We start from the raw sequence: 21467 nt of genomic DNA, 5'->3' as shown, positions 1-21467 counted from the left end.
CGGGGTCTTTTGTTGACGAAAGGTTCGGGCTGGGGCGGAGTGCGTGGTCATCGGTCGCAGTGCCCCGCCTTGGGTGTCGCGTGTGCAGTCCCTATACTCATGGCTTGTTTACCGCAGGAGAAAGGCATGTCCCTGACTATCAGCATCATTCTGGCCGTCATCGCGATCATCATCATCGCGGGATTGGCGTTCTATGCCCTCAAGCTGCGTCGCGAGGTCAAGGTGCGTGAAGCGCGCCGCGAGCAAGAGCTCATCCAGGCACGCGCCAACTGTCTGGAAAGCCTCGAAGCCATCGCACGCGCCATGCAAGCCGGGCAGGTCGACATGGTGGAAGGCGGTCTGCGCTGCAAGGTACTGATCGAGATTCTCGATACCTCACTGGCCGAAGATGACGTGCTCTCGGTCTTCGGTGTCCTGCATGGGCGGGTCTCACACCTGCACACACACTCGGCGCGCAAGGAGCTGTCGCCGCGTGAGCGCCTGGCCGAAGACAAGGAGCGCATCGCCGTCGAGGAAGCGCTGGCGGAGTCGCTGCAGCTGGCGGCGAGTCGCGTGTTGAGCAACATGGAGTTCTGGCATCAGCATTACCTGGGGCGCAAGCGTCCCGCTTCGCCAGCAGATCTGGGGCAGGCCGTCTGATGAGTCTTCAAGAGGCAGGCATGAACACGACACTTTCCTTGCTGGGTACGCCGCTGGCCGAGCTGCGTCACGCACTGCATCGCTCACCGGAACTCTCCGGACAGGAAGCCGCCACGGCGGCCTGCATCGCCGGCTGGATGCAGGAGGCCGGCGCCGAGGTGGTCAGCGGTCTGGGCGGGCATGGTCTGGCCGCCATCTTCCGCGGTGCCGAGCCAGGCCCGCGCGTCATGCTGCGCTGTGAGCTGGATGCTCTGCCCATCGATGAGGCGCCGCGTGGCGACTGGTCCTCCTGTCATCCGCATGTCGGGCACCTGTGCGGCCATGACGGCCACATGAGCTGGATGCTGGGCGTGGCGCAGCGCCTGACGGCGTCTCCGGTCGCCAGGGGCGAGGTGGTGTTGCTGTTCCAGCCCGCCGAGGAAACCGGCGAAGGGGCGCGTGCCGTCGTGCGCAGCAAGGCCTTTGCCGCACTCAAGCCGGATTATCTCTACTCGTGCCATAACTTGCCGGGGCGTCCCCTCGGGGAAGTCAGCGTGCGCGACCATGCCTTCACCTGTGCCTCGCGCGGCATGATCGTGCGGCTTTCCGGGCTCTGTGCGCATGCGGCCCACCCGGAAAACGGTCGCAGTCCGGCGATGGCCATGTGTCGCATTATGCAAGGCCTGTCGCGTCTGCCGTTGCAATTTGCCGATGAAACCGGGCTTGCGATGGTGACCCTGATCCATGCGCGCCTGGGCGAGGTCGCGTTCGGTACCTCGCCAGGCGATGCCGAGGTGATGGTCACCCTGCGCACCGAGAGCGATGACATGATGAAGGCGCTGGCGGAAGCGGCCGTGTCACTGGCGCGCAGCGAGGCGGAAGAAGACCGTCTGGGTATCGACGTTGACTGGTGTGACACCTTTGATGCGACCTGGAATTCGCCTGAGGCGAATGACATGATTCGCCGTGTGGCGCGGCAGCAAGGGCTTGATTGCGTGGAACTTCCCCAGGCGCATCGTTGGTCCGAGGACTTTGGCGTGCTGGCACGAGACTGCCATGCCGCCATGTTCACATTTGGCGCAGGTGAGGAAATGCCGGGGCTTCACCACCCCGATTACGATTTTCCTGATACGCTGTTGGCGCCCGGCGTCGAGATTTTCGAGGGGCTGGTACGCCAGCACCTTGGAAGAGAGTAAAACAGGGGTTTTACAGCGTCGCCAATCTGATACAGTTAGTGTCAAAGTTTTTCGACGTTGCAAAAAACACTGTTTTCCTTCAACGTATGCCTGAGGATCGGTACCGTTTTCAAGGGAAACAGACCCGATCAGAGCTGGAAGGACGCACCTGCATGTGCTTTCTTCTTAAAGGAAGATTTGAATAAAATTCCTTTCATCGTAACGAGTTCGGCTCTTATACTGAGTCGATACGTAACACCCTCGTTACATATTGCGCTGTGTTAAGAAGGAGTCTTACATGAAAAGATCTACGACTGGCCTGGTTCTGGGTTCTGCATTGGTTGTTGGCCTGTCTGGCTGCGCAAGCTCTGCTTCCCAGTCTTCATCTGCTGAGAAGCCCTGGTACAGCCAGCCGTTCGTCTGCGGTCTGGCCGGTGGCCTGATCGGTGGCGGGATTGGTTACGGCGTCTCTGGTGACAGCGACGAAGACACCGGCGCTTCTCTGGGTGCTGTCGGCGGCGCGACCGCTGGCGCACTGCTGTGTGCTGACGATGCTCCGAAGTCCATGGATGACGATGGTGACGGCGTGCCGAACGACCGTGACGAATGCCCGGGGACTCCGGCAGGCGTCGCTGTTGATGCGAAAGGCTGCCCGCTGGACACCGACGGTGACGGCGTTGCTGACTACAAGGACCAGTGCCCGGGTACTCCGGCCGGCGTCACTGTTGACGCGAAAGGCTGCCCGCTCGATTCCGACGGTGACGGCGTGCCGGACTACCAGGACCAGTGCCCGAATACCCCGGCCGGCGCCAAGGTCAATGCCCTGGGCTGTGTCGCTGACCTCGTCCTGCGTGACGTGAACTTCGAGTTCGACTCCGCCAAGCTGACTGCCAACGCCGAGAAAGTGCTGAACGGTGTGGCGGCCAAGCTGGTCTCCAACGAGAACGTCCGCGTTCGCGTCGAAGGTCACACTGACTCCGTGGGTTCTGACTCCTACAACAAGCAGCTGTCTCAGAAGCGTGCTGACTCCGTGAAGTCCTACCTGGCTTCCGAAGGTGTTGACACCAACCGTATCCAGACTGTGGGTTACGGTGAAGAGCAGCCGGTCGCCAGCAACGATACCGCTGAAGGCCGTGCCGAAAACCGTCGTGTCGAGCTTGCTGAAGTCAAGTAAGCCGAACGCGGTAAGCTGAATCAGACGGGGCGCCTCAGGGCGCCCCGTCTGCGTCTGTGTCGTGCATGGTCTTCAGTGGCTCAAGCGTATCTTTACGACTTTTGAACGGGCTGCTAAGGTCTTGCCTCGCTCATGTTCCCGCGTTATGTGTCCACACCCTGACTGGTCACTCGATCATCATGGGGTGGTGGGCGGCGCCCCAGGCATTGTAGGCCGGGGTCAGTAGCGTGAGGGGTGTGATCGTCATTGCCCTATTTCGAGCCGGCGCCCCGCGTTCGGCCAAATTCGCTTCACGTGACCCTTGGTAAGGGCCACCACTGAACGCAAGGAATTCTTCATGCCTATCGTTACTCTGCCTGACGGCAGCCAGCGTACCTTCGATACCCCGATTTCCGTGATGCAGCTGGCCGAGTCCATCGGCCCCGGTCTTGCCAAGGCCTGCGTGGCCGGCAAGATCAATGGCGTCGAGGTCGATGCCGCTGACATGATCACCGAAGACGCCAACGTCGCCATACTCACGGCGCGTGATGCGGAAGGCCTGGACGTGATTCGTCACTCCTGCGCGCACCTGATCGGTCATGCCGTCAAGCAGCTCTACCCGGAGGCCAAGATGGCCATCGGCCCGGTCATCGATGACGGTTTCTATTACGACATCGACTTTGGCCGTTCGGTCACCCCGGAAGATCTCGAGACCATCGAGAAGCGCATGAAGCAGCTGATCGACAGCGAGTACGATGTGGTGCGTGAGTATGTCTCGCGTGACCAGGCCATGGCCGCTTTCGAGAAGCGCGATGAGCCGTACAAGCAGGAGATCATCGAGGGCATCGGCGAAGGCGACACCATCCGTCTTTACCACCACGAAGAATACACCGACATGTGTCGCGGCCCGCACGTGCCGAATACCCGCCACCTCAAGCACTTCCAGCTGCTCAAGCTGGCCGGTGCCTACTGGCGTGGTGATTCCACCAAGCCGATGCTGACCCGCATTTATGGCACCGCTTGGCCGGACAAGAAGCAGCTCAAGGCCTACCTCAAGCGTCTCGAGGAAGCCGAGAAGCGCGATCACCGCAAGCTGGCCAAGAAGCTGGACCTCTTCCATATGCAGGAAGAGGCGCCGGGCATGGTGTTCTGGCATCCGAATGGCTGGACCATGTACCAGGTGCTCGAGCAGTACATGCGCCGTATCCAGCGTGCCAATGGCTACCAGGAGATCAAGACACCGCAGGTGGTCGATCTTTCGCTGTGGAAGAAATCCGGGCACTGGGGGCATTACAACGAGCTGATGTTCACCACCGAGTCCGAGAAGCGTGAGTACGCGGTCAAGCCGATGAACTGCCCGTGCCACGTCCAGGTCTTCAATCAGGGTCTGAAGAGCTACCGTGACCTGCCGCTGCGTCTGGCCGAGTTCGGCTCCTGCCACCGCAACGAACCGTCCGGCTCTCTGCATGGGCTGATGCGCGTGCGTGGCTTCACCCAGGACGACGCCCACATCTTCTGTACCGAGGATCAGGTCGAGTCCGAGGCCGAGGACTTCATCCGTCTGACGCTGGAAGTCTACCGTCAGTTCGGCTTCGAAGACGTCGAGCTGAAGCTCTCCACTCGGCCGGAATCCTTCATCGGTGAGCCGGAAGCGTGGGACAAGGCCGAAGCTGGCCTGCAGGCAGCATTGGATGCGACTGGCCTGCCGTGGGAGCTGCAGCCGGGTGAGGGCGCCTTCTATGGACCAAAGATTGAATTCTCTCTGCGAGATTGTCTGAATCGTGTCTGGCAGTGTGGTACTCTACAGCTCGACTTCAATCTGCCTGAGCGTCTCAGTGCCCAGTTTGTCGATGAAAGTGGAGAGCGTCGCATGCCGGTCATGTTGCACCGCGCGATTCTCGGCTCCTTCGAGCGCTTCCTCGGCATCCTGATCGAGCACCACGCAGGCGCGATGCCATTCTGGCTCGCCCCTGAGCAGGTTGTCGTGATGAATATCACGGATTCCCAGGCAGAATATGCCAAGGATCTGGTCTCCCGCCTCGAGAAACATGACATCCGTGTCAAAGCAGACTTGAGGAACGAGAAGATCGGCTTTAAAATCCGTGAGCATACTCTGCAGAAGGTTCCTTACCTCATCGTCGTTGGCGACAAGGAAGTGGAAGCTGATGCAGTAGCTGTCAGAACCCGTTCCGGTGAAGACCTCGGCACCATGAAAGTTTCAGAATTCATGGAACGCCTGAAGGAAGAACAGGTCTGACAGTAACGAATTTCAGCCAAACGGAGACGCAACGATCAAGCGGAATAATCAGCGCGGACGCCCCCAGGAAAAGCGGGCTCCCATCAATGACCGTATTCGTGCGGACGAAGTCCGCCTCATCGACGCAGATGGCGAGCAGGTTGGCGTAGTGTCAACCAAGGATGCGCTTGTCAAGGCCGAAGAGGCAGGGCTCGACCTCGTCCAGATTTCCAATGCCGATCCCATCGTCTGCAAGATCATGGATTACGGCAAGTTTCTTTTCGACGAAAAGAAACAGAAGAATCTGCAGAAGAAGAAGCAGAAACAGATCCAGGTCAAGGAAGTCAAATTCCGTCCTGGTACCGATGAAGGCGATTATCAGGTCAAGCTACGCAACCTGACTCGCTTCATCGAAGGCGGAGACAAGGGTAAGGTAACCTTGCGCTTCCGTGGTCGCGAAATGGCGCACCAGGACATCGGCCGCAAGCTGATGGAACGGATCGCCGGCGACCTCTCGGAGCTCGTGACCGTCGAGTCCTTCCCGAAAATGGAAGGTCGTCAGATGATCATGATTCTCGCGCCGAAAAAGAAGTGATCCATAGGCAGTAGAACGGACATATCAGGGTCACGCCTGCGGGCGTGGCTCTTTTTGTCGGCCCTGGATTTTCTCAAGAAACCGAGCGGAGTTAATACTCATGCCGAAGATCAAGACTAACCGCGGCGCTGCCAAGCGCTTCAAGAAGACTGCCAACGGTTTCAAGCACAAGCAGTCCTTCCGTAGCCACATCCTGACCAAGAAGTCGACCAAGCGTAAGCGTCAGCTGCGTGGCATGAAGCAGGTTCACGCTGCAGACAAGGCGCTGATCCAGCGCATGCTGCCGAACCTGTAAGCCGTCCTTACCTCGGTCCAACTTTCTTAATATCAGGAGTACGCTATGTCCCGCGTCAAGCGTGGCGTCGTCGCACGTCGCCGTCACAAGAAGATCATGAAGCAGGCCAAGGGTTACTACGGAGCGCGTTCACGCGTCTTCCGCGTAGCCAAGCAGGCTGTCATCAAGGCCGGCCAGTACGCTTACCGTGACCGTCGTGTCCGCAAGCGTCAGTTCCGTGCCCTGTGGATCGCGCGTATCAACGCTGCGGCCCGCATCAATGGCATGTCCTACAGCCGCTTCATCGCTGGCCTGAAGAAGGCCAATATCGAGATCGACCGCAAGGTCCTCGCCGATATCGCGGTTCACGAAAAAGCTGCCTTTGCTGCCATCGTCGAGAAGGCCAAGGCTGCTCAGTAAGTGACCGGATCAGATATCGCCCAGGCCCGGCGAGCCGCTGAGGTGGCGAACCGGGCCGTGACTGTCGAATGCTTGCATTGGACAACTCAGGCGGTATCGAGATGACGTGTTACGTCACAGGGGAAGAGCAGCCGCTCTTCCCCTGTTTTTGTTTGGCCCGCCGTCAGAGAGCCGGCGGTGGGGCAGCAGCGACATGAACGGGATTGGCCGCGTTGCGGGCCGGTCTCTGGCAAGGGCGCGATCGTCTGTGTGATTCACCGCAGGCGGGGCGCTCTCCCTGCCGACCTTCAGGTCGGCGCGACTTCCATTGGTGGCGGACATTGCCGCGCCAGTGACTCAAGCGATCGGAGCTGAACGGATGGAACATCTTTCCACCCTGGTGGACGAAGCACGCACCGCGATCCAGGCGGCCGAAGACGTCCAGACCCTCGATGAGGTACGGGTACGTTTTCTCGGCAAGAAGGGCGAGATCACCGCACTGCTCAAGGGCCTCGGCAAGTTGTCCCCCGAAGAGCGCCCCAAGGCCGGTGAGACCATCAACGAAGCCAAGCAGCTGTTGAGTGGCGAGTTGGATGCACGTCGCAATACGCTGGAAACGGCGGCGCTCAATGCGCGTCTTGCCGCCGAGCGCGTCGATGTGACCCTGCCGGGCCGTGGTGAGCCGGTAGGCGGCCTGCACCCGGTCACCCGCACGCTTGAGCGTATCGAAAGCTTCTTCTCGCACATCGGTTACGGTGTCGCTGAAGGGCCGGAAATCGAAGATGACCATCACAACTTCGAAGCGCTGAACATCCCGTCGCATCACCCGGCGCGCGCGATGCATGACACCTTCTATTTTGACGCCACGCGTCTTCTGCGCACCCACACCTCTCCGGTGCAGGTGCGCAGCATGAAGGCCAGTGAGCCGCCGCTGCGCATTGTCTGCCCGGGTCGCGTCTATCGCTGCGACTCCGATCTGACCCACACTCCGATGTTCCATCAGGTCGAGGGTCTGCTGGTCGACGAGAATGTCAGCTTCGCCGACCTCAAGGGCACCGTCGAAGAGTTCCTGCATGCCTTCTTCGAGCGTGATGACCTGGAAGTCCGCTTCCGTCCGTCCTACTTCCCGTTCACCGAACCGTCCGCTGAAGTCGATATCCAGTGCGTGATGTGTGCAGGTGACGGCTGTCGTGTCTGCTCCCATACCGGCTGGCTCGAGGTGATGGGGTGCGGCATGGTGCATCCGGAAGTCTTCCGTCACTCCGGTATCGATAGCGAGCGCTTCCGCGGCTTCGCCTTCGGCATGGGCGTAGAGCGTCTGGCGATGCTGCGTTACGGCGTCAACGACCTGCGGTTGTTCTTCGAGAACGACCTGCGTTTCCTTCGCCAGTTCAGCTAGGCACTCATTCACGTATCGCGCCTTGAGGGCGTGAACTTACGGAACAGGACAGCAAGATGAAATTTTCCGAACAGTGGCTGCGTGAGTGGGTGTCGCCGGAACTGAACACCCAGCAGCTGGCCGATCAGGTCACCATGGCCGGTCTGGAAGTCGATGGTATCGAACCGGTCGCCGGTGAGTTCACCGGCGTGGTCGTGGCCGAGGTCAAGGACAAGCAACCGCACCCGGAGGCCGATCGCCTCAATGTCTGCCAGGTAGATGATGGCAGTGGTGCACTGGTGCAGGTCGTATGTGGCGCCCCGAATGTCGCCGCTGGCCAGAAGGTGCTCTTCGCTCAGGTCGGCGCGAAGCTTCCGGGCGACTTCAAGATTCGCAAGGCCAAGCTGCGCGGTGTCGAATCCCGCGGCATGATCTGTGGCGCCTCCGAGCTGGGTCTGGAAGCCGAGGCCTCCGACGGCATCATGGTGCTGGCCGCGGACGCGCCGGTGGGCCGTGATGCACGTGACTTCCTGAATCTTGACGACAACGCCATCGAGGTCGATCTGACCCCGAACCGCGGCGACTGCCTGAGCGTCAAGGGGCTGGCGCGCGAAGTCGGCGTGCTCAATCGTCTCGCCGTCACGGCGCCGAGCATCGAGCCGGTTGCCGCCCAGATCGACGATACCTTCCCGGTCACCGTCAGCGCGCCAGAGGCATGCCCGCGCTATCTGGGACGTGTCGTGCGTGACGTCAATGTCGCCGCGACCTCGCCGCTGTGGCTCGAGGAGCGTCTGCGTCGCAGTGGCATCCGCAGCATCGACCCCGTCGTCGACGTCACCAACTACGTGCTGCTCGAACTCGGCCAGCCGATGCACGCCTTTGATCTGGCACGCCTGAACGGTGGCATCGAGGTGCGCATGGCAGCCGCTGAAGAGCCGCTGACGCTGCTCGACGGTCAGGAAGTCGCGCTGCGGGACGACACCCTGGTCATCGCCGACGAGAAGGGCCCGCTGGCCATCGCCGGTGTGATGGGTGGTGAAGGCAGTGGTGTGAACGCCGAGACGCGCGACATCTTCTTCGAGTCGGCCTTCTTCGCGCCGTTGAGCGTGGCTGGCAAGGCGCGTAGCTACGGCCTGCACACTGACAGCTCGCATCGTTTCGAACGTGGTGTGGACGCGCAGCTGCAGCGTGATGCCATCGAGCGCGCGACGGCTCTGCTGCTCGAGATCACCGGCGGCAAGCCGGGCCCGATCATCGAGGTTGCCAGCGACGCAGCGCTGCCCAAGGCCGCTGTCGTCAGCCTGAGCGGCACCAGTGTCGAGCGCACGCTGGGCATGGCGCTGCCGGATGACGAGATCGTCGAGATTCTTGAGCGTCTGGGCATGCAGGTCGCCGCGAATGGCAATAGCCAATGGCAGGTGACGGTGCCGAGCTGGCGTTTCGATGTCAGTATCGAGGCTGACCTGATCGAGGAGCTGGCGCGCATCCACGGCTACAACAATCTGCCTGTCAGCCGCCCGAACGCGCGTCTGGCGCCGGCCGTGGCCAATGAGACCACCCAGCCGCTGACCAGCCTGCGTCGTCAGCTGGTGGCGCGGGGCTATCAGGAAGCGATCAGCTACAGCTTCGTCGCCCCTGAGCTGCAGAAGACGCTGGATCCGCAAGGGGTGGCGCCGGCACTGGCCAACCCGATTTCCAGCGACATGGCGGTGATGCGCAGCTCGCTGCTGCCGGGGCTGGTCAAGGCGCTGAGCCACAACCTCAATCGTCAGCAGTCGCGCGTGCGCCTGTTCGAGACCGGGCTTGTGTTCCGCGGCGAGCTGGACTCCCTCGAGCAGACGCCGATGATCGGCGGCCTGATCACCGGTGCCCGTCTGCCGGAAGGCTGGAATGGCGGTCGTGACAAGGTCGATTTCTTCGATCTCAAGGGCGATGTCGAGGCACTGCTGGCACTGGGCGGCAATCTGGATGCCTGGCGCTTCGAAGCTGCCGAGCATCCGGCACTGCACCCGGGCCAGTGCGCTCAGCTGTTCTTCAATGGCGAGCCGGCGGGCTGGATGGGTGCCCTGCACCCGGCGGCGCGCGCCGAGCTTGGCCTGAAGGTCGAGGTGTTCGTGTTCGAGATCACGCTGGCCTCTGCCTGCGCAGGCCGTCTGCCGCGCTTCGCGCCGCTCTCCAGGTATCCGGAAGTGCGTCGTGACCTGGCCTTCGTGGTCGAAGAGGGCATTCACGTGCAGTCGCTGCTCGACGCCATCCGCTCGCAAGCCGGTGAATGGCTGACGGACCTGCGCCTGTTTGACGTCTATCAGGGCCAGGGGGTAGCCGATGGTCACAAGTCGCTCGCCCTGGGCTTGACCTGGCAGCATCCTTCGCGCACGCTGAATGATGAGGAAATCAATCAGTTAGTCGATGCGATCGTCACCGATGGCCACACACGTTTCGGGGCGGCGCTGAGAGCATGAGTCGCCACTTGAACGAGGGAGCGGACATGGGAGCGTTGACCAAGGCGGAACTTGCCGAGCATCTGCACGCAGAACTCGGCATGTCCAAGCGCGAAGCCAAGTCGATGGTAGAGGTGTTCTTCGACGAGATTCGCGGTTGCCTGCGGGAAAATGAACAGGTGAAGCTGTCCGGTTTCGGCAACTTCGATCTACGTGACAAGCGCGAACGTCCGGGGCGCAATCCCAAGACAGGCGAGGAGATTCCGATCTCCGCGCGTCGCGTGGTGACATTCCGCCCAGGTCAGAAGCTCAAGGCCCGAGTGGATGAGTACGATGGCGAGACGCACGCACATCAGCGTCTTGAAGAGCATGATGACCACGATGATCATGATGATGATCACTGAGGTCATTGCCTGACCTCACCCGCCGCTCCCTGAGCGGGTGACCATGCTCACGAAAGCCCCGATGCCCAGCGTCGGGGCTTTCGTCGTTCTGAGGTGTCGTCTGTGGTGTGCCATCAGCCGCGCGCCATCGCCCGTGCACATGCACATCAGCCGATCGAGAGCTCGGTACGCGCATAGCTGATGCCGGGGCGGCTGCGGGTCGCCAGCAGGTAGCCGAGGGCGAGTGGTCCGGTGCGACCCAGCAGCATGGTCGTGATGATCAGCAATTGCCCGCCGGGCGAGAGCTCGGGCGTCAGGCCGTGGCTCAGGCCGACGGTGCCGAAGGCCGAGACGGTCTCGAAGGCCAGTGACAGAAAGGCGTGGTCCGGGTCGGTGATGGTCAGACCGAACAGCATGCTGAAGATCAGCAGCATCGCCGCCAGTGCCACGGCGATCGATTTGAAGACGGTGTCATCGCCGATGCGGCGGCCATGCAGGGTGGGAGAGGGTTCGCGGCGCAGGAAGGCGCGGGTGGTCAGCAACAGCACCACGAAGGTGGTCAGCTTGATTCCGCTGGCCGTCGAGCCGCTGCCACCGCCGATGAACATCAGCGCCATGGTCCACAGGGTCGAGGCTTGCGTCATCTCGGCGGTATCGATGACGCTGAAACCGGCGGTGCGCGGTGTGATGGCCATGAAGGCGGCGGCGAGCAGGCGTTCGCCATGACTGGCCATGGCGCCCAGCGTGCCGGGGTTGCGCCACTCGAGCGCCAGTATCATCACCAGGCTCAGCAGGTTGAGTGCCACGGTGGCTTCGATCACCAGGCGTGTCTGCACCGAAAAGCGCGAGGGTTGCAGCAGCACGCGCCAGCCATGTTCGCGTCGCCGCTCACGCAGCTCGCCGATGACGGCGAAACCGATGCCGCCGGTCATGAACAGGACTCCGATCACGCCGCTGGTCAGGGGATTGGCCGCCTCGCGCATCAGGCTGTCCGGCCACAGGGTGAAGCCGGCATTGTTGAAGGCCGAGACCGAGTGGAAGAGGCTCAGCCAGAGCCCCTCCTGCCAGCCGTACTCGGGCACCCAGTCCATCGCCAGCAAGGAAGCGCCTGCCAGCTCGAGCGTCAGTGCAAAGGCGGTGATGATCTTGAGCAGGCGGCCTATCTCGCGTGAACTGCTGCGATTGAGCGCCTCGCGCAGCAGGCTGGTCTGATGCATCGGCAGGCGCTGGCCCAGCATCACCAGCGACAGGGCGGCAATGGTCATGAAGCCTAGGCCTCCGAGCTGGATCAGTATCAGTACGATGGTCTGGCCCGCGAGGGTGAAGTCGCTGAGCGGAGTGACGGAGAGGCCGGTGACCGTGACGGCCGAGGTGGCGGTGAACAGCGCCGACAGCCAGCTCAAGCCTTCCTGATGCATGCCGGGCAGTTTCAGCAGGCAGGCGCCCAGCATGCCGAGGCCCAGAAAGCCGCTCAGCAGAATCTCCAGCGGCGACAGATGGATGATGGGCCCGCGTGGGGTGCGGGTCAGGGGGCGGAGATAGCGCCGGTAGCGCTGCCTCATAGATGAGCCCCCAGTTTGCGCAGCGCGCTCAATTCGCCGATCAGAACCAGATGGTCGCCGGTGGACAGTCGCGTGCTGCCGGAGGGTTGGCGATCGAGGGTCTTGCCCTTGCGCAGCGCGATCACGCTGATGTCGCCATCGATGGGCAGCTGATCGAGCTGCTGGCAGTCATCGCCCAGCCGGGCACTGACCTCCAGCTCGACCACGAACTGGTGATCGCCGAGATGGATGAAGTCGACCATGGCATGGTAGGCGAGGCTTTCCGCCACGCGCACGCCCAGGTCGTACTCGGGATGCACGATGTGATCGACCCCCAGGCGGCTGAGCAGCTTGTGGTGTGCATCCGAGGTGGCCTTGACCCACAGCTCTCTGGCGCCAAGCTCCTTGGCCAGCAGCGCGCAGATCAGGCTTTGTTCCATCGAGTCGGCCAGATCGATCAGGACGGCATCGTACTGTTCAAGCCCCAACTCCTGCAGGGCATGTTCATCGGTGGGGTCCGCGATCACGGCCTGGTTGAGCAGGTCTGCCACGGCATTGAGACGCTTCTCATCGGCGTCGACGCCGAGCACTTCATGGTCATGGCGCCTGAGTTCCCGCGCGACGGTGCTGCCGAAATAGCCCAGTCCGATAACCGCGAATTGACGATGCATGACGCCTCCTTGTCTGCGCTGCCAGATGAGGCCAGCTGCTCTTTGTCCAGACGCTTTCTGGCCAGGCACTCTCAGGTCCCAGCACTCTCAGGCCCAGACCTCTCTAGCCAGAGCGTTCTGGTCTGCGTCTCTTGAATGAGCCTACTCCAGTGATGCGGTGATGTCGGGTCCTTTTGCGGCGTCGTTCCTCTCAGGGTAGGTTGCTTGCCAGCCCTGGGTGGTCATTATCGTTTCAAATGTTACCAAGTTGGAGTATCTAATGTAGAGTGATTGCCGTCGTGTGGTGATGGCGTTTTCGCAGAGGAATTCTGAGGGAATCGTGGTGATTTTCGATGGGAATCGCGGACGAACATGCTTCATATCAGTAAAATGGTCTGTGTGAGCACCCAAGACGGCCAGGCGTTGCGTCGATCACCACTGGCTCACAACAATAACTTGTAAGGTATTCCATGACGGCAAGACAGCAACCCAAGAATCTCTGGATCAGTCGCTGGGGCTTCATCCTTGCAGCTACCGGTTCCGCAGTAGGGCTGGGCAATATCTGGAAGTTTCCCTATATCACCGGTGAGTATGGCGGGGGTGCCTTCGTGCTGGTGTATCTGGCCTGCATTCTCGCCGTGGGCGTGCCCGTGATGATGGCGGAGATTTCCTTCGGGCGGCGGGGGCGCGGCAGCCCCATCGAGGCGATTGCCAATCTGGCACGTGAAGCGGGGGCCAGTCCGTTGTGGAAGGTCTTCGGTTGGATCGCGATGCTGGCCGGCTTCATGATCCTGTCGTTCTATGTCGTGGTCGCGGGGTGGTCGTTCAGTTACCTGTGGAAGATGGCCAGTGGTGCGCTGTCCGGACACAGCGTCGCGGAGCTGGGCGCCATCTTCGAGGCCGGCAACGCCAATCCCTGGGCATTGGGCGGCTGGGCCACGCTGGTGACAGTGGTGACGATGCTGATCGTCGGGCGCGGGGTGCAGGAAGGTGTCGAGAAGAGTGTGCGCTGGATGATGCCGGGCATGGTGATCATGCTGCTGATCATGATCGGCTACGCCCTGACCTCGGGCAACTTCTCGGCAGGCTTCCACTTCCTGTTCGATTTCGATGTCACGCGCTTGAGCAGCGAAGGGGTGCTGGCCGCGCTGGGACATGCCTTCTTTACCCTGTCACTGGCCTCCGGCGCCATCCTCACCTACGGCTCCTACCTGCCGTCGGGCACCTCCATCGCCCGTACCACCTTCACGGTGGCGATCGCCGATACTCTGGTGGCGTTGATGGCGGGTCTGGCGATCTTCCCTATCATCTTCGCCAATGGCATGGACCCATCCTCCGGGCCGGGGCTGATCTTCATGAGCCTGCCGGTGGCCTTCAACCAGATGCCCTTCGGGCAGCTTTTCGGGGTGCTGTTCTTCGCCATGCTCTCGATCGCCGCCCTGACCTCCGCCATCTCGATGATCGAGGCGACCGTCGCCTGGCTGAGCGAGAACCGCAACATGAGTCGCGCAAAGGCTTCGTGGCTGGCCGGCAGTGTGCTGTGGCTGGTGGCGATGTTCGCGATGCTGTCGTTCAATCTCGGCGCGGACTGGACGCTGGCCGGCAAGCACTTCTTCGACTGGCTCGATTACCTGACCTCGCGCTGGATGATGCCGATCGGTGGCATCGCCATGGCGCTGCTGGCCGGGTTCGTCTTCAAGAGCAGCATGCTGCGCGATGAGTTGAATCTGAGCGACGCCGGCTATCGTCTGTGGCTGTTCATGATTCGCTATGTCAGCCCGGTCTGCATCCTGGCGATCTTCGTCGATGCCCTGGGTGTCGCAGAACTGTCATTCGGCGACTGGCCGTATTTCGTGGCTGTCATCCTGGCAGCCTGTCTCGTGGGCGAGCTGCTCTCGCCGCGTCTGCGCGAGCGCACCGTCGGGCAGGGCTGATATGATCGCTAGCGTCAGTTCGATAGCGTCAGTCCGGTAGTCATCAAGGCGGCATGAAAAAGCCCCCTGCAGCGTAGCTGCAGGGGGCTTTTCGTTCTGGTATCTGTGGCCTGTCTGTCAGCGGGTAGCTGTGCACCAGTTGGCGCCATTACTCGCCTTCCAGGCCAGTGATCGGCTTGACCGTGCCCCAGTGGCGGCACTTCGGACATTGCCAGAGCAGCATCGAGGCTTCGAAGCCGCAACGATGACAGCGATGGCGAGGACGCGCCTGGATCAGCTGCTGGGTATGGCGCTTGAGCAGATTGAAACGCTCGGTCTCGCGCTCGTCGGCATCCAGCAGGTAGAGATCGAGCAGGTAGTCGACACCACGCAGGCTGGGGTGACGATGCAGCTGCTCGCTGGCGAAGCTGGCGGCGGCCTCGACACCCTCGCGACGCTCGATCAATTGTGCAAGGCTGATGACGGTCGTGGTGTAGGGCGCGCGCTCGACTTCCTGATGCAGCAGGCGCACCAGGCCACTCTCGTCATCCAGCATGCGAAAGGCGTTGCCCAGTGGCTCGAGAATGATGGGGGTGAAGCCGGTGTCCTGACGTGGGATGCGCTGCAGCAGGCGGATGCACTGCTTGTAGTTGGCATGATCGAATTCGATCTCGGCCAGCATCCAGTTGGCGCGTACGCATTTCTCGTCGGTGGAAAGCGCCTGCTTCAAGCGCTTGCGGGCCATCGCCTGGCTGCCTTCGGCGATATCCAGCGCGGCCAGTTCGCAGTGCCAATGGGCCGCCGCGCGGCGGATGCCGCCTTCCTGACGCAGAATGGCGTGAGCGACTTCGAGTGCGGCCTCCCACTCGCGCTCCCGCTCGAGGAGGTCGATCAACAGGCGGCGGCCGGCACGCCGATGACTGTCGTGCTGTGCTTGCTTGAGGAGAGTTTCCAGCAGCTTCTCGGCGCGGTCATAGACACCGCTGCGCATGAAGTCGCGGGCAAGTTCCAGCTGGACACGCTCGCTCTGTTCGCTATCCAGGGCAGGGCGGGCCAGCAGGTTCTGGTGAATCTTGACGGCACGATCGACTTCGCCGCGACTGCGATAGAGATTGCCCAGCGCTATGTGGGTATCGACGGTGTCGCTGTTGACTTCCAGGGCCTGAACGAAGGTTTCGATGGCACGATCAGGCTGCTCGTTGAGCAGATGATTGAGGCCGACGAAGTAGTCGCGGGACAGGGTGGCAGGAGCCGGTGCTTGTTCATCGGGGCGACGATCACGCCGCCCCAGCCAGAATCCGATGGCGATGGCCGCCATCAGCAATCCCAGCAATATCAGATCAGGCATTTATGCCACTTCCTTGATCTCCTGGATGCGCAGTTGGTCCAGTTCCTTGCGTTGCTGCTGGTTGCGACGCTGGGCACGGGTCAACAGCGTGCGCAGGCGCAGATACATGCCGGTCATCGCGACCATGCCAAGCACGACGCCGACGGCCAGCGAGAACAGCAGCCACATGGAAAGGGACGCAGCAGGCAGCTCTACCCAGATGAGGTCGAGGGGCACGGCTTGCTGGTTGTGAACGGCAAAGAGAATACCGACCAGCAGGACGATCAGCAGGATCACGGCCAGAACGAGACCTTTTAGCCAACGCATAACGGTTTCCTTGTCATGAAATGCAGTCGTGAATCATCTGGGAGCGAGTGTATCACTGCCCATCGCGCGAGTCTTGGCGGCGACGCCGTGAGGTGGGTGGCTGTCGTCTCTGGTATCAGGACTTGAGCGGGTGTCTGCCGGCACTGAACCCGCCAGCCCTGTCACGCCGGGTGTTCATCTACGGTCAGCGCTGTCAGTCAGTCGCATCGTCATCATCACTGTGGTCAATACCCCAGGGCGCGACTGGCATCGACCTGCTCGCGCAGCTCCTTGCCGGGCTTGAAGTGGGGGACGAACTTGCCATCCAGATCCACAGGCTCGCCGGTCTTGGGATTGCGCCCCAGTCGTGGCTCACGGTAGTGCAGCGAGAAGCTGCCGAAACCGCGAATCTCGACGCGACCGCCGTGGGCCAGGGCGTCTGTCACATCATCGAGGATGATGCGAACCGCGGCCTCTACATCCTTGAGCGACAACTCAGGCTGTCGCATGGCTATCTGTTCGATCAGCTCGGACTTGGTCATCGGATCTCTCCATGCCTGCACCTTTCTCGCGAAAGGCGTTCGTGATGCGTCAGCCGGGCGACCTCTTGTCACCGGACAGGCACACGCATCCTTGTGATTGTTATCTCCTCAGCATAATGGGCAAATCCTGAGAAAACAACGCACTAGGGACATCATTGCCGATCACGGCACGGATTGCCAATTCCTGCCCGAGCAACGGGTCAACGGATGCCGCTGACGCCCCCCTCGGGTATACTGCGCGCATTGATGTGACGACTGAGGTTCAGGCAATGGAAGATGTGATTCGCAAGCGGCTGCATTGGCATTCGCGTCGCGGCATGTGGGAGCTCGATCTGCTGCTGCTGCCGTTTCTGGAGCAGCGTTTCGACGCCTTGAGCGAAGACGACAAGGCGCTCTATGTGCAGCTGCTGGCCGAAGAGGATCAGGATCTCTTCGTGTGGCTGATGAAGCGCGACCCGTGCGGCAATGCCGAGTACCAGCGCCTGATCAATATGGTGATCGCCAATGCCGAGAATGGCGAGCGCGATCAGTTCAAGGGCCTCTAGGCAGGCGTTCGCGACCCACGCCAGCCTGCGCGTCGGGCTGTTGGCGGCGAGTCTCGCCTTGTGGGTCTGGCTTGCCGAGCTGGCGACTGGCCAGTTCGTTGTCAGTACGTGGTGGACCTGTCAGTGGCAATTCCTGCGCAATGCCCTGCCTTTCGAGGCGGGGCATTGTGCGTTTGAGGGGCTCGCTCAGCTGCCGGATGGTGTCATGGCGCTTTTGAGCGTGGTGGGGCTGGGCTGGCTGCTGCAGGCCGGAGAGCTGGTATCTTGGTGGCGCCAGGCTCGGCGGCGTCTCAAGGACCCCGAGGCGCGAGTCTGGCTGGCCCTGGGGGGCAGCCTCTGCGCTGATGCGGCGCTTGCCAGCGGTGGCCAGGCGCCAGTGCCGGAGCATGAGGCTGAAGCCAAGACCGAAGCAGAAAGCGAAGCCGAGACCGAAGCCAGTGACACCCCGCCTGCCTCAGATGCGCGCCATCGTCACCCGGAGATGCAGCTCTGCTGGTGGTGGGCCGATGGTGCCTCACGCAGCTGGCAGCCCGTCACCGTGCGCTGCCTGTGGTGCTCGCCGCGGCTGATCGGGCTCGAGATCTCGCCGCAGGGCTTCGGGCCACAGGGGATGGGGCTACAGGGCTTGAGAGCGCAGGGCGCGGACCAGCAGCACCTGAAAACCCAGCGGGTATGGCTGTGGCCGGATAGCGCCTCCAGCGAAGATCTTCACCAGCTGCGCCTGTGGTTGCTGTGGCCGCCCTTGCCGCATGGATTGCCGCGTCAGCCACCGCCATTGGATACCCTGCGGCGCGTCGCTGCCCAAGGGGGCCATGCACGCTGAGCCTGCTTATGAGCCTTTTCATGGTCCTTCTCATGGCGCTTCGCATAAACCGCTCAGGTCGCGGCAGCGAAGGCCGAGAGCCGAATGATGCTATCGCGAGCGCGCGGCGCCGGCATCGGGAAGTCGCGGATGAAGTGCAGGCCGCGTGACTCGTGACGCTGATGGGCGCAGAGCAGCAGCAGCGGTGCCAGCGTCAAGGCCTGATAGAGCGCAAGATGATCGAGCCCTGCCCGCGGCACTGAAGCTTGCCTGTGCTGCTCGCTCTCTGCCGCCTGTCCCGCCTCAAGCGATACCCACTGTGCTATCTGCTTCAACGCCTCCCTCAGGCCGTGCTGGCTGCGCTCGATTCCCGCTTGCAGACTCATCAGCTGGCGCAAGCTGTGCAGGCGCGTGCGTGCCTCGTCCGCGCTCAAACGCATCACGCAGCGCCAGACCTGACCATTGTCGGCAAGCTGTGTGAGCAGGGTGGCGTGTTGCGGCATCAGCGAGTCGAGCGTGCTCGTCAGGCGTGGCTCGTCGGCGCGGTGGAGTTGCCCAAGTGCTTCACCACAGGCGCGCGCCTGCACCAGGCATTCGAGCAGCGAGTTGCTGGCCATGCGATTGGCGCCGTGCAGGCCCGTGCAGGCGACTTCGCCGATGGCCCAGAGCCCCGGCAGGTCGCTTTCGCCATCCAGCCCGGTGGCGATGCCGCCGCAGCTGTAGTGGGCGGCAGGGACGACGGGTATCGGTGCATGACGAATATCGATCCCGCGCGTCAGACAGTGCTCGGCGATGGTCGGGAAGTGGTGCTCGATCGCCTCGGCGCCCAGCGCGCTGATATCCAGACAGACATGCTCGAGACCGTGCGTGCGCATCTCGGTGAGGATGGCGCGTGCCACGACATCACGCGGCGCCAGCTCCAGGCGAGGGTCATGATCGGCCATGAAGCGATGCCCATCCGGGCGCAGCAGCAGCCCCCCTTCGCCCCGCACCGCCTCGGAGATCAAAAAGGGCGTGCCATCGGGATCATACAGGCAGGTGGGATGAAACTGCTGGAACTCCAGGTTCATCAGGCTGGCGCCGGCGCGGGTCGCCATCGCCATGCCGTCACCGACGCTGGCGCTCGGGCTGGTGGCGTGGGCGAACAGCCCGCTGGCGCCGCCGGTGGCCAGTACCAGGTCATTGGCTGCCAGCCATTGGCGCTGGCCCGTGCTGTCCATCACCCACAGACCACTGGCGCGGCCAGCGTTGATCGCGATGTCGACGGCCAGCAGGTCTTCGAGAATCTCGATGTTCGGGTGAGCTTCGACGTGGGCGCTGAGCGTGTCGAGCAGCGCCCGCCCGGTGGCGTCGGCGGCGTGGATGATGCGGCGGCGGCCATGCCCCCCTTCGCGGGTAAGGTGGAAGGGGTAGCTGGCGTCGGCATCGGCCGGGGTGAAGGGCACGCCGAGCGCGATCAACCATTCGATCGCCTCCCGCGAGTGACCGACGGTGAAGCGCACCGCGCGCTCGTTGCACAGGCCATCGCCGGCAATCAGGGTGTCTGCGACATGGGACTCCACATCGTCCTCTGGCGCCAGCACCGCCGCGATACCGCCCTGTGCCCAGCGGCTGGCACCCTGTGCCTCACGCGCTGGACGCAACAGCGTGACGCGGCGGGTGCGCGGGCCGGGCAGCAGGCGATTGGCGAGGCTGAGTGCCAGGGTCAAACCTGCCGCGCCGCCACCGACGATCAGCACATCATGCTGGCTTGCGGGAGTCACTCCGGATACTGAGTTCATGTATCTTTCCTGGCAGTCTCATTGCCGCCCGAGTCTGGCTGGCGCCTGTCGCGGCGGTCTGGCTCATCGCTGAAGGTGTCATCACTGCTGCTGTCATCACTCGCCGTCGCTTTGCTGGCCGGCGCCTTGCTGGCCGGAGAGTGTTGCCTGCCAGCGCTGTTCTCGCGCCTGGTGGGGGCTGCCGTATCGCCCGGCGTCGGGTCTTCCGGCAGGAACAGACGGCGCGCATCACTGATCAGGCCATGGCCCGGCAGTCGGCGCTGCAGGCGCTGGCTCGGCAGACGCTCCAGCAAGGCCAGCCGCTCGCCCAGGGCTTCGGTCAGGCGTGCCAGCTCGCGATTGAGCCACAGGTAGCCTGCCGGGCTGAACAGCGCACGGCCGTTGCGGCTCTCGACATTGCGAACATCGGCATAGCGTTGCAGGTCAAAGGGCGTCACCGTCAGCTCGATGCTCTGGCCGGTGCGTACCTGGAAGGCCAGGGTCCCCAGGGCACGGGCCAGGCGATGCTGGGCATCACGCAGGCCATCCAACCCCTCGATGAATTCATGCCCTTCGCGGGTGTTCCAGTGGGTTTCCTGCAGCAGTTCGATGGTCGAGATCATGCGGCGCTCGAAGGACAGGATTTCCTCGATGTCGGCACGATTGATGCGACCTTCCTGAGCGACGGCATCGACCAGCCCGCGCTGCTTGACCAGCTGTGCCGAGGTGGCACGCACCAGCGCGAGCCCCTCATTGACGCCCTCACGCTCGGCCTTGGTATGGCCGTGGTAGAGGCGTGCCAGCTTGTCGAGGTTGTCGGCCAGCAGAAAGCGGAAGACATCCGTCGCCTTCTGTGGCAGCAGCACCATGCTGACCACGATGCTGATCAGGGTGCCCAGCACCACATTGAAGACACGCCACAGCCCGATGCCGAGATCATGATTGCCATCACCGATCACCATCAGCAGCGTGACGCAGAACAGCAGCGAGCTGTAGCCATAGCGGTTGCTGAAGGTGGCATTCAGCGCCAGGGCGATGCCGACGATGCTCCAGAATGGCACCACGCCCGGCAGTGGCTCGGCGACCAGAATCAATATCAGGCCCCACAGGCCACCAAGCAGAGTGCCGACCAGACGTTGCCAGCCCTTGTCGATGACACCGCCGACGTGGGGCAGATTGCCCATGACCATCACGGTGCTGACCAATGCCCAGGAACTGTGCGGCAGACTGAACAGCTCGATGATCGAAAAGCACAGCGTCAGAGCGACGGTCACACGCAGGATATGCAGGCGCTGGCGGTGCAGGTAGGTGAAGTAAGGGTTGTGCGATAACCATTTCATGACGCGATTTCCCCTCCGACAGGCACGAGGAAGTGAGGGATGGTGCACACCGCACACACGGCGGGTTTCAGCAGCGAAGAGGTGGACAT

Annotated in this window: 20 protein-coding genes; 13 read left to right on the top strand and 7 right to left on the bottom strand. The window is 62.3% G+C overall.

What is annotated here, in order from left to right:
- The first annotated feature begins 126 nt into the window (after positions 1 to 126).
- The 10 genes from QQF40_RS11615 to ihfA all read left to right on the top strand — a co-directional run bounded on the left by QQF40_RS11615 (position 127) and on the right by ihfA (position 10673).
- Positions 127 to 639, top strand: coding sequence for a DUF2489 domain-containing protein (locus tag QQF40_RS11615; protein WP_175089326.1), 513 nt, complete (start codon positions 127 to 129; stop codon positions 637 to 639).
- A 20-nt stretch (positions 640 to 659) separates the two neighbouring features.
- Entirely contained in the window at positions 660 to 1814 is a 1155-nt protein-coding gene (locus tag QQF40_RS11610) for an amidohydrolase (protein WP_175089328.1), read from the top strand.
- 277 nt (positions 1815 to 2091) lie between these two features.
- Entirely contained in the window at positions 2092 to 2967 is an 876-nt protein-coding gene (locus tag QQF40_RS11605) for an OmpA family protein (protein ID WP_175089329.1), read from the top strand.
- 337 nt (positions 2968 to 3304) lie between these two features.
- Positions 3305 to 5203 (top strand): threonine--tRNA ligase, encoded by a 1899-nt coding sequence (gene thrS, locus QQF40_RS11600; protein WP_175089331.1) that lies wholly within the window; start codon positions 3305 to 3307, stop codon positions 5201 to 5203.
- A 34-nt stretch (positions 5204 to 5237) separates the two neighbouring features.
- Positions 5238 to 5777, top strand: coding sequence for a translation initiation factor IF-3 (infC, locus tag QQF40_RS11595; protein WP_082388253.1), 540 nt, complete (start codon positions 5238 to 5240; stop codon positions 5775 to 5777).
- A gap of 100 nt (positions 5778 to 5877) precedes the next feature.
- Positions 5878 to 6072, top strand: a complete 195-nt coding sequence (gene rpmI / locus QQF40_RS11590; RefSeq protein WP_043335648.1) for a 50S ribosomal protein L35 — start codon at positions 5878 to 5880, stop codon at positions 6070 to 6072.
- Positions 6073 to 6117: 45 nt separating this feature from the next.
- Entirely contained in the window at positions 6118 to 6471 is a 354-nt protein-coding gene (gene rplT, locus QQF40_RS11585; protein ID WP_043335644.1) for a 50S ribosomal protein L20, read from the top strand.
- Positions 6472 to 6829: 358 nt separating this feature from the next.
- The gene (pheS, locus tag QQF40_RS11580) at positions 6830 to 7849 is read left to right on the top strand and encodes a phenylalanine--tRNA ligase subunit alpha (protein WP_043335643.1); all 1020 of its coding nucleotides are present in this window, start codon (positions 6830 to 6832) and stop codon (positions 7847 to 7849) included.
- 56 nt (positions 7850 to 7905) lie between these two features.
- The gene (pheT, locus tag QQF40_RS11575; RefSeq protein ID WP_175089333.1) at positions 7906 to 10290 is read left to right on the top strand and encodes a phenylalanine--tRNA ligase subunit beta; all 2385 of its coding nucleotides are present in this window, start codon (positions 7906 to 7908) and stop codon (positions 10288 to 10290) included.
- Positions 10291 to 10316: 26 nt separating this feature from the next.
- A complete protein-coding gene (gene ihfA / locus QQF40_RS11570; protein ID WP_107336300.1) occupies positions 10317 to 10673 on the top strand; it encodes an integration host factor subunit alpha in 357 nt (118 codons plus the stop codon).
- Positions 10674 to 10819: 146 nt separating this feature from the next.
- On the opposite strand, the gene QQF40_RS11565 is transcribed toward ihfA, so the two are convergent.
- Complete coding sequence (locus QQF40_RS11565) at positions 10820 to 12214, bottom strand: TrkH family potassium uptake protein (RefSeq protein ID WP_285461425.1); 1395 nt, start codon at positions 12212 to 12214, stop codon at positions 10820 to 10822.
- A complete protein-coding gene (locus QQF40_RS11560; RefSeq protein ID WP_285461424.1) occupies positions 12211 to 12864 on the bottom strand; it encodes a potassium channel family protein in 654 nt (217 codons plus the stop codon). The genes QQF40_RS11565 and QQF40_RS11560 overlap by 4 nt, the downstream gene beginning before the upstream one ends.
- Before the next feature lie 449 nt (positions 12865 to 13313).
- Between QQF40_RS11560 and QQF40_RS11555 the strand changes: the two genes are divergently transcribed.
- The gene (locus QQF40_RS11555; protein ID WP_285461423.1) at positions 13314 to 14777 is read left to right on the top strand and encodes a sodium-dependent transporter; all 1464 of its coding nucleotides are present in this window, start codon (positions 13314 to 13316) and stop codon (positions 14775 to 14777) included.
- Positions 14778 to 14925: 148 nt separating this feature from the next.
- Here QQF40_RS11555 and lapB read toward each other — a convergent pair whose 3' ends face one another.
- The 3 genes from lapB to QQF40_RS11540 all read right to left on the bottom strand — a co-directional run bounded on the left by lapB (position 14926) and on the right by QQF40_RS11540 (position 16931).
- Positions 14926 to 16104, bottom strand: a complete 1179-nt coding sequence (gene lapB, locus QQF40_RS11550; RefSeq protein ID WP_175089339.1) for a lipopolysaccharide assembly protein LapB — start codon at positions 16102 to 16104, stop codon at positions 14926 to 14928.
- Positions 16105 to 16410: a lipopolysaccharide assembly protein LapA domain-containing protein gene (locus QQF40_RS11545; protein WP_054555462.1), complete on the bottom strand. Its 306-nt coding sequence runs from the start codon at positions 16408 to 16410 to the stop codon at positions 16105 to 16107. It abuts the gene before it with no gap.
- Positions 16411 to 16634: 224 nt separating this feature from the next.
- Positions 16635 to 16931 carry an integration host factor subunit beta gene (locus QQF40_RS11540; protein WP_043335630.1) on the bottom strand — a complete coding sequence of 99 codons (297 nt, stop codon included), beginning with the start codon at positions 16929 to 16931 and terminating at the stop codon, positions 16635 to 16637.
- A gap of 269 nt (positions 16932 to 17200) precedes the next feature.
- Between QQF40_RS11540 and QQF40_RS11535 the strand changes: the two genes are divergently transcribed.
- Both QQF40_RS11535 and QQF40_RS11530 read left to right on the top strand, forming a co-directional pair.
- Complete coding sequence (locus QQF40_RS11535; RefSeq protein ID WP_043335628.1) at positions 17201 to 17476, top strand: FAD assembly factor SdhE; 276 nt, start codon at positions 17201 to 17203, stop codon at positions 17474 to 17476.
- Positions 17436 to 18299: a hypothetical protein gene (locus QQF40_RS11530; RefSeq protein ID WP_285461422.1), complete on the top strand. Its 864-nt coding sequence runs from the start codon at positions 17436 to 17438 to the stop codon at positions 18297 to 18299. The genes QQF40_RS11535 and QQF40_RS11530 overlap by 41 nt, the downstream gene beginning before the upstream one ends.
- Positions 18300 to 18352: 53 nt before the next feature.
- Here QQF40_RS11530 and nadB read toward each other — a convergent pair whose 3' ends face one another.
- Positions 18353 to 20059, bottom strand: coding sequence for an L-aspartate oxidase (gene nadB / locus QQF40_RS11525; RefSeq protein ID WP_175089344.1), 1707 nt, complete (start codon positions 20057 to 20059; stop codon positions 18353 to 18355).
- Entirely contained in the window at positions 20056 to 21378 is a 1323-nt protein-coding gene (locus QQF40_RS11520) for an FUSC family protein (protein ID WP_285461421.1), read from the bottom strand. Before QQF40_RS11520 ends, nadB begins: the two co-directional genes overlap by 4 nt.
- Between the last annotated feature and the right edge of the window lie 89 nt (positions 21379 to 21467).

The sequence above is a fragment of the Cobetia sp. LC6 genome (genome assembly GCF_030264805.1).
GTDB lineage: Bacteria > Pseudomonadota > Gammaproteobacteria > Pseudomonadales > Halomonadaceae > Cobetia.
This window is presented reverse-complemented; position numbering and strand designations above follow the sequence as displayed.

Excerpts from the sequence above, each read along its gene's own strand:
- QQF40_RS11540 (WP_043335630.1), bottom strand. The coding sequence starts at position 16,931 with ATGACCAAGTCCGAGCTGATCGAACAGATAGCCATGCGACAGCCTGAG.
- QQF40_RS11535 (WP_043335628.1), top strand. The coding sequence starts at position 17,201 with ATGGAAGATGTGATTCGCAAGCGGCTGCATTGGCATTCGCGTCGCGGC.
- QQF40_RS11560 (WP_285461424.1), bottom strand. The coding sequence starts at position 12,864 with ATGCATCGTCAATTCGCGGTTATCGGACTGGGCTATTTCGGCAGCACC.
- QQF40_RS11545 (WP_054555462.1), bottom strand. The coding sequence starts at position 16,410 with ATGCGTTGGCTAAAAGGTCTCGTTCTGGCCGTGATCCTGCTGATCGTC.
- QQF40_RS11615 (WP_175089326.1), top strand. The coding sequence starts at position 127 with ATGTCCCTGACTATCAGCATCATTCTGGCCGTCATCGCGATCATCATC.
- pheT (WP_175089333.1), top strand. The coding sequence starts at position 7,906 with ATGAAATTTTCCGAACAGTGGCTGCGTGAGTGGGTGTCGCCGGAACTG.
- QQF40_RS11520 (WP_285461421.1), bottom strand. The coding sequence starts at position 21,378 with ATGAAATGGTTATCGCACAACCCTTACTTCACCTACCTGCACCGCCAG.
- QQF40_RS11530 (WP_285461422.1), top strand. The coding sequence starts at position 17,436 with ATGCCGAGAATGGCGAGCGCGATCAGTTCAAGGGCCTCTAGGCAGGCG.
- ihfA (WP_107336300.1), top strand. The coding sequence starts at position 10,317 with ATGGGAGCGTTGACCAAGGCGGAACTTGCCGAGCATCTGCACGCAGAA.
- pheS (WP_043335643.1), top strand. The coding sequence starts at position 6,830 with ATGGAACATCTTTCCACCCTGGTGGACGAAGCACGCACCGCGATCCAG.
- rplT (WP_043335644.1), top strand. The coding sequence starts at position 6,118 with ATGTCCCGCGTCAAGCGTGGCGTCGTCGCACGTCGCCGTCACAAGAAG.
- lapB (WP_175089339.1), bottom strand. The coding sequence starts at position 16,104 with ATGCCTGATCTGATATTGCTGGGATTGCTGATGGCGGCCATCGCCATC.
- QQF40_RS11605 (WP_175089329.1), top strand. The coding sequence starts at position 2,092 with ATGAAAAGATCTACGACTGGCCTGGTTCTGGGTTCTGCATTGGTTGTT.
- QQF40_RS11555 (WP_285461423.1), top strand. The coding sequence starts at position 13,314 with ATGACGGCAAGACAGCAACCCAAGAATCTCTGGATCAGTCGCTGGGGC.
- QQF40_RS11565 (WP_285461425.1), bottom strand. The coding sequence starts at position 12,214 with ATGAGGCAGCGCTACCGGCGCTATCTCCGCCCCCTGACCCGCACCCCA.
- thrS (WP_175089331.1), top strand. The coding sequence starts at position 3,305 with ATGCCTATCGTTACTCTGCCTGACGGCAGCCAGCGTACCTTCGATACC.
- rpmI (WP_043335648.1), top strand. The coding sequence starts at position 5,878 with ATGCCGAAGATCAAGACTAACCGCGGCGCTGCCAAGCGCTTCAAGAAG.
- QQF40_RS11610 (WP_175089328.1), top strand. The coding sequence starts at position 660 with ATGAACACGACACTTTCCTTGCTGGGTACGCCGCTGGCCGAGCTGCGT.
- nadB (WP_175089344.1), bottom strand. The coding sequence starts at position 20,059 with ATGAACTCAGTATCCGGAGTGACTCCCGCAAGCCAGCATGATGTGCTG.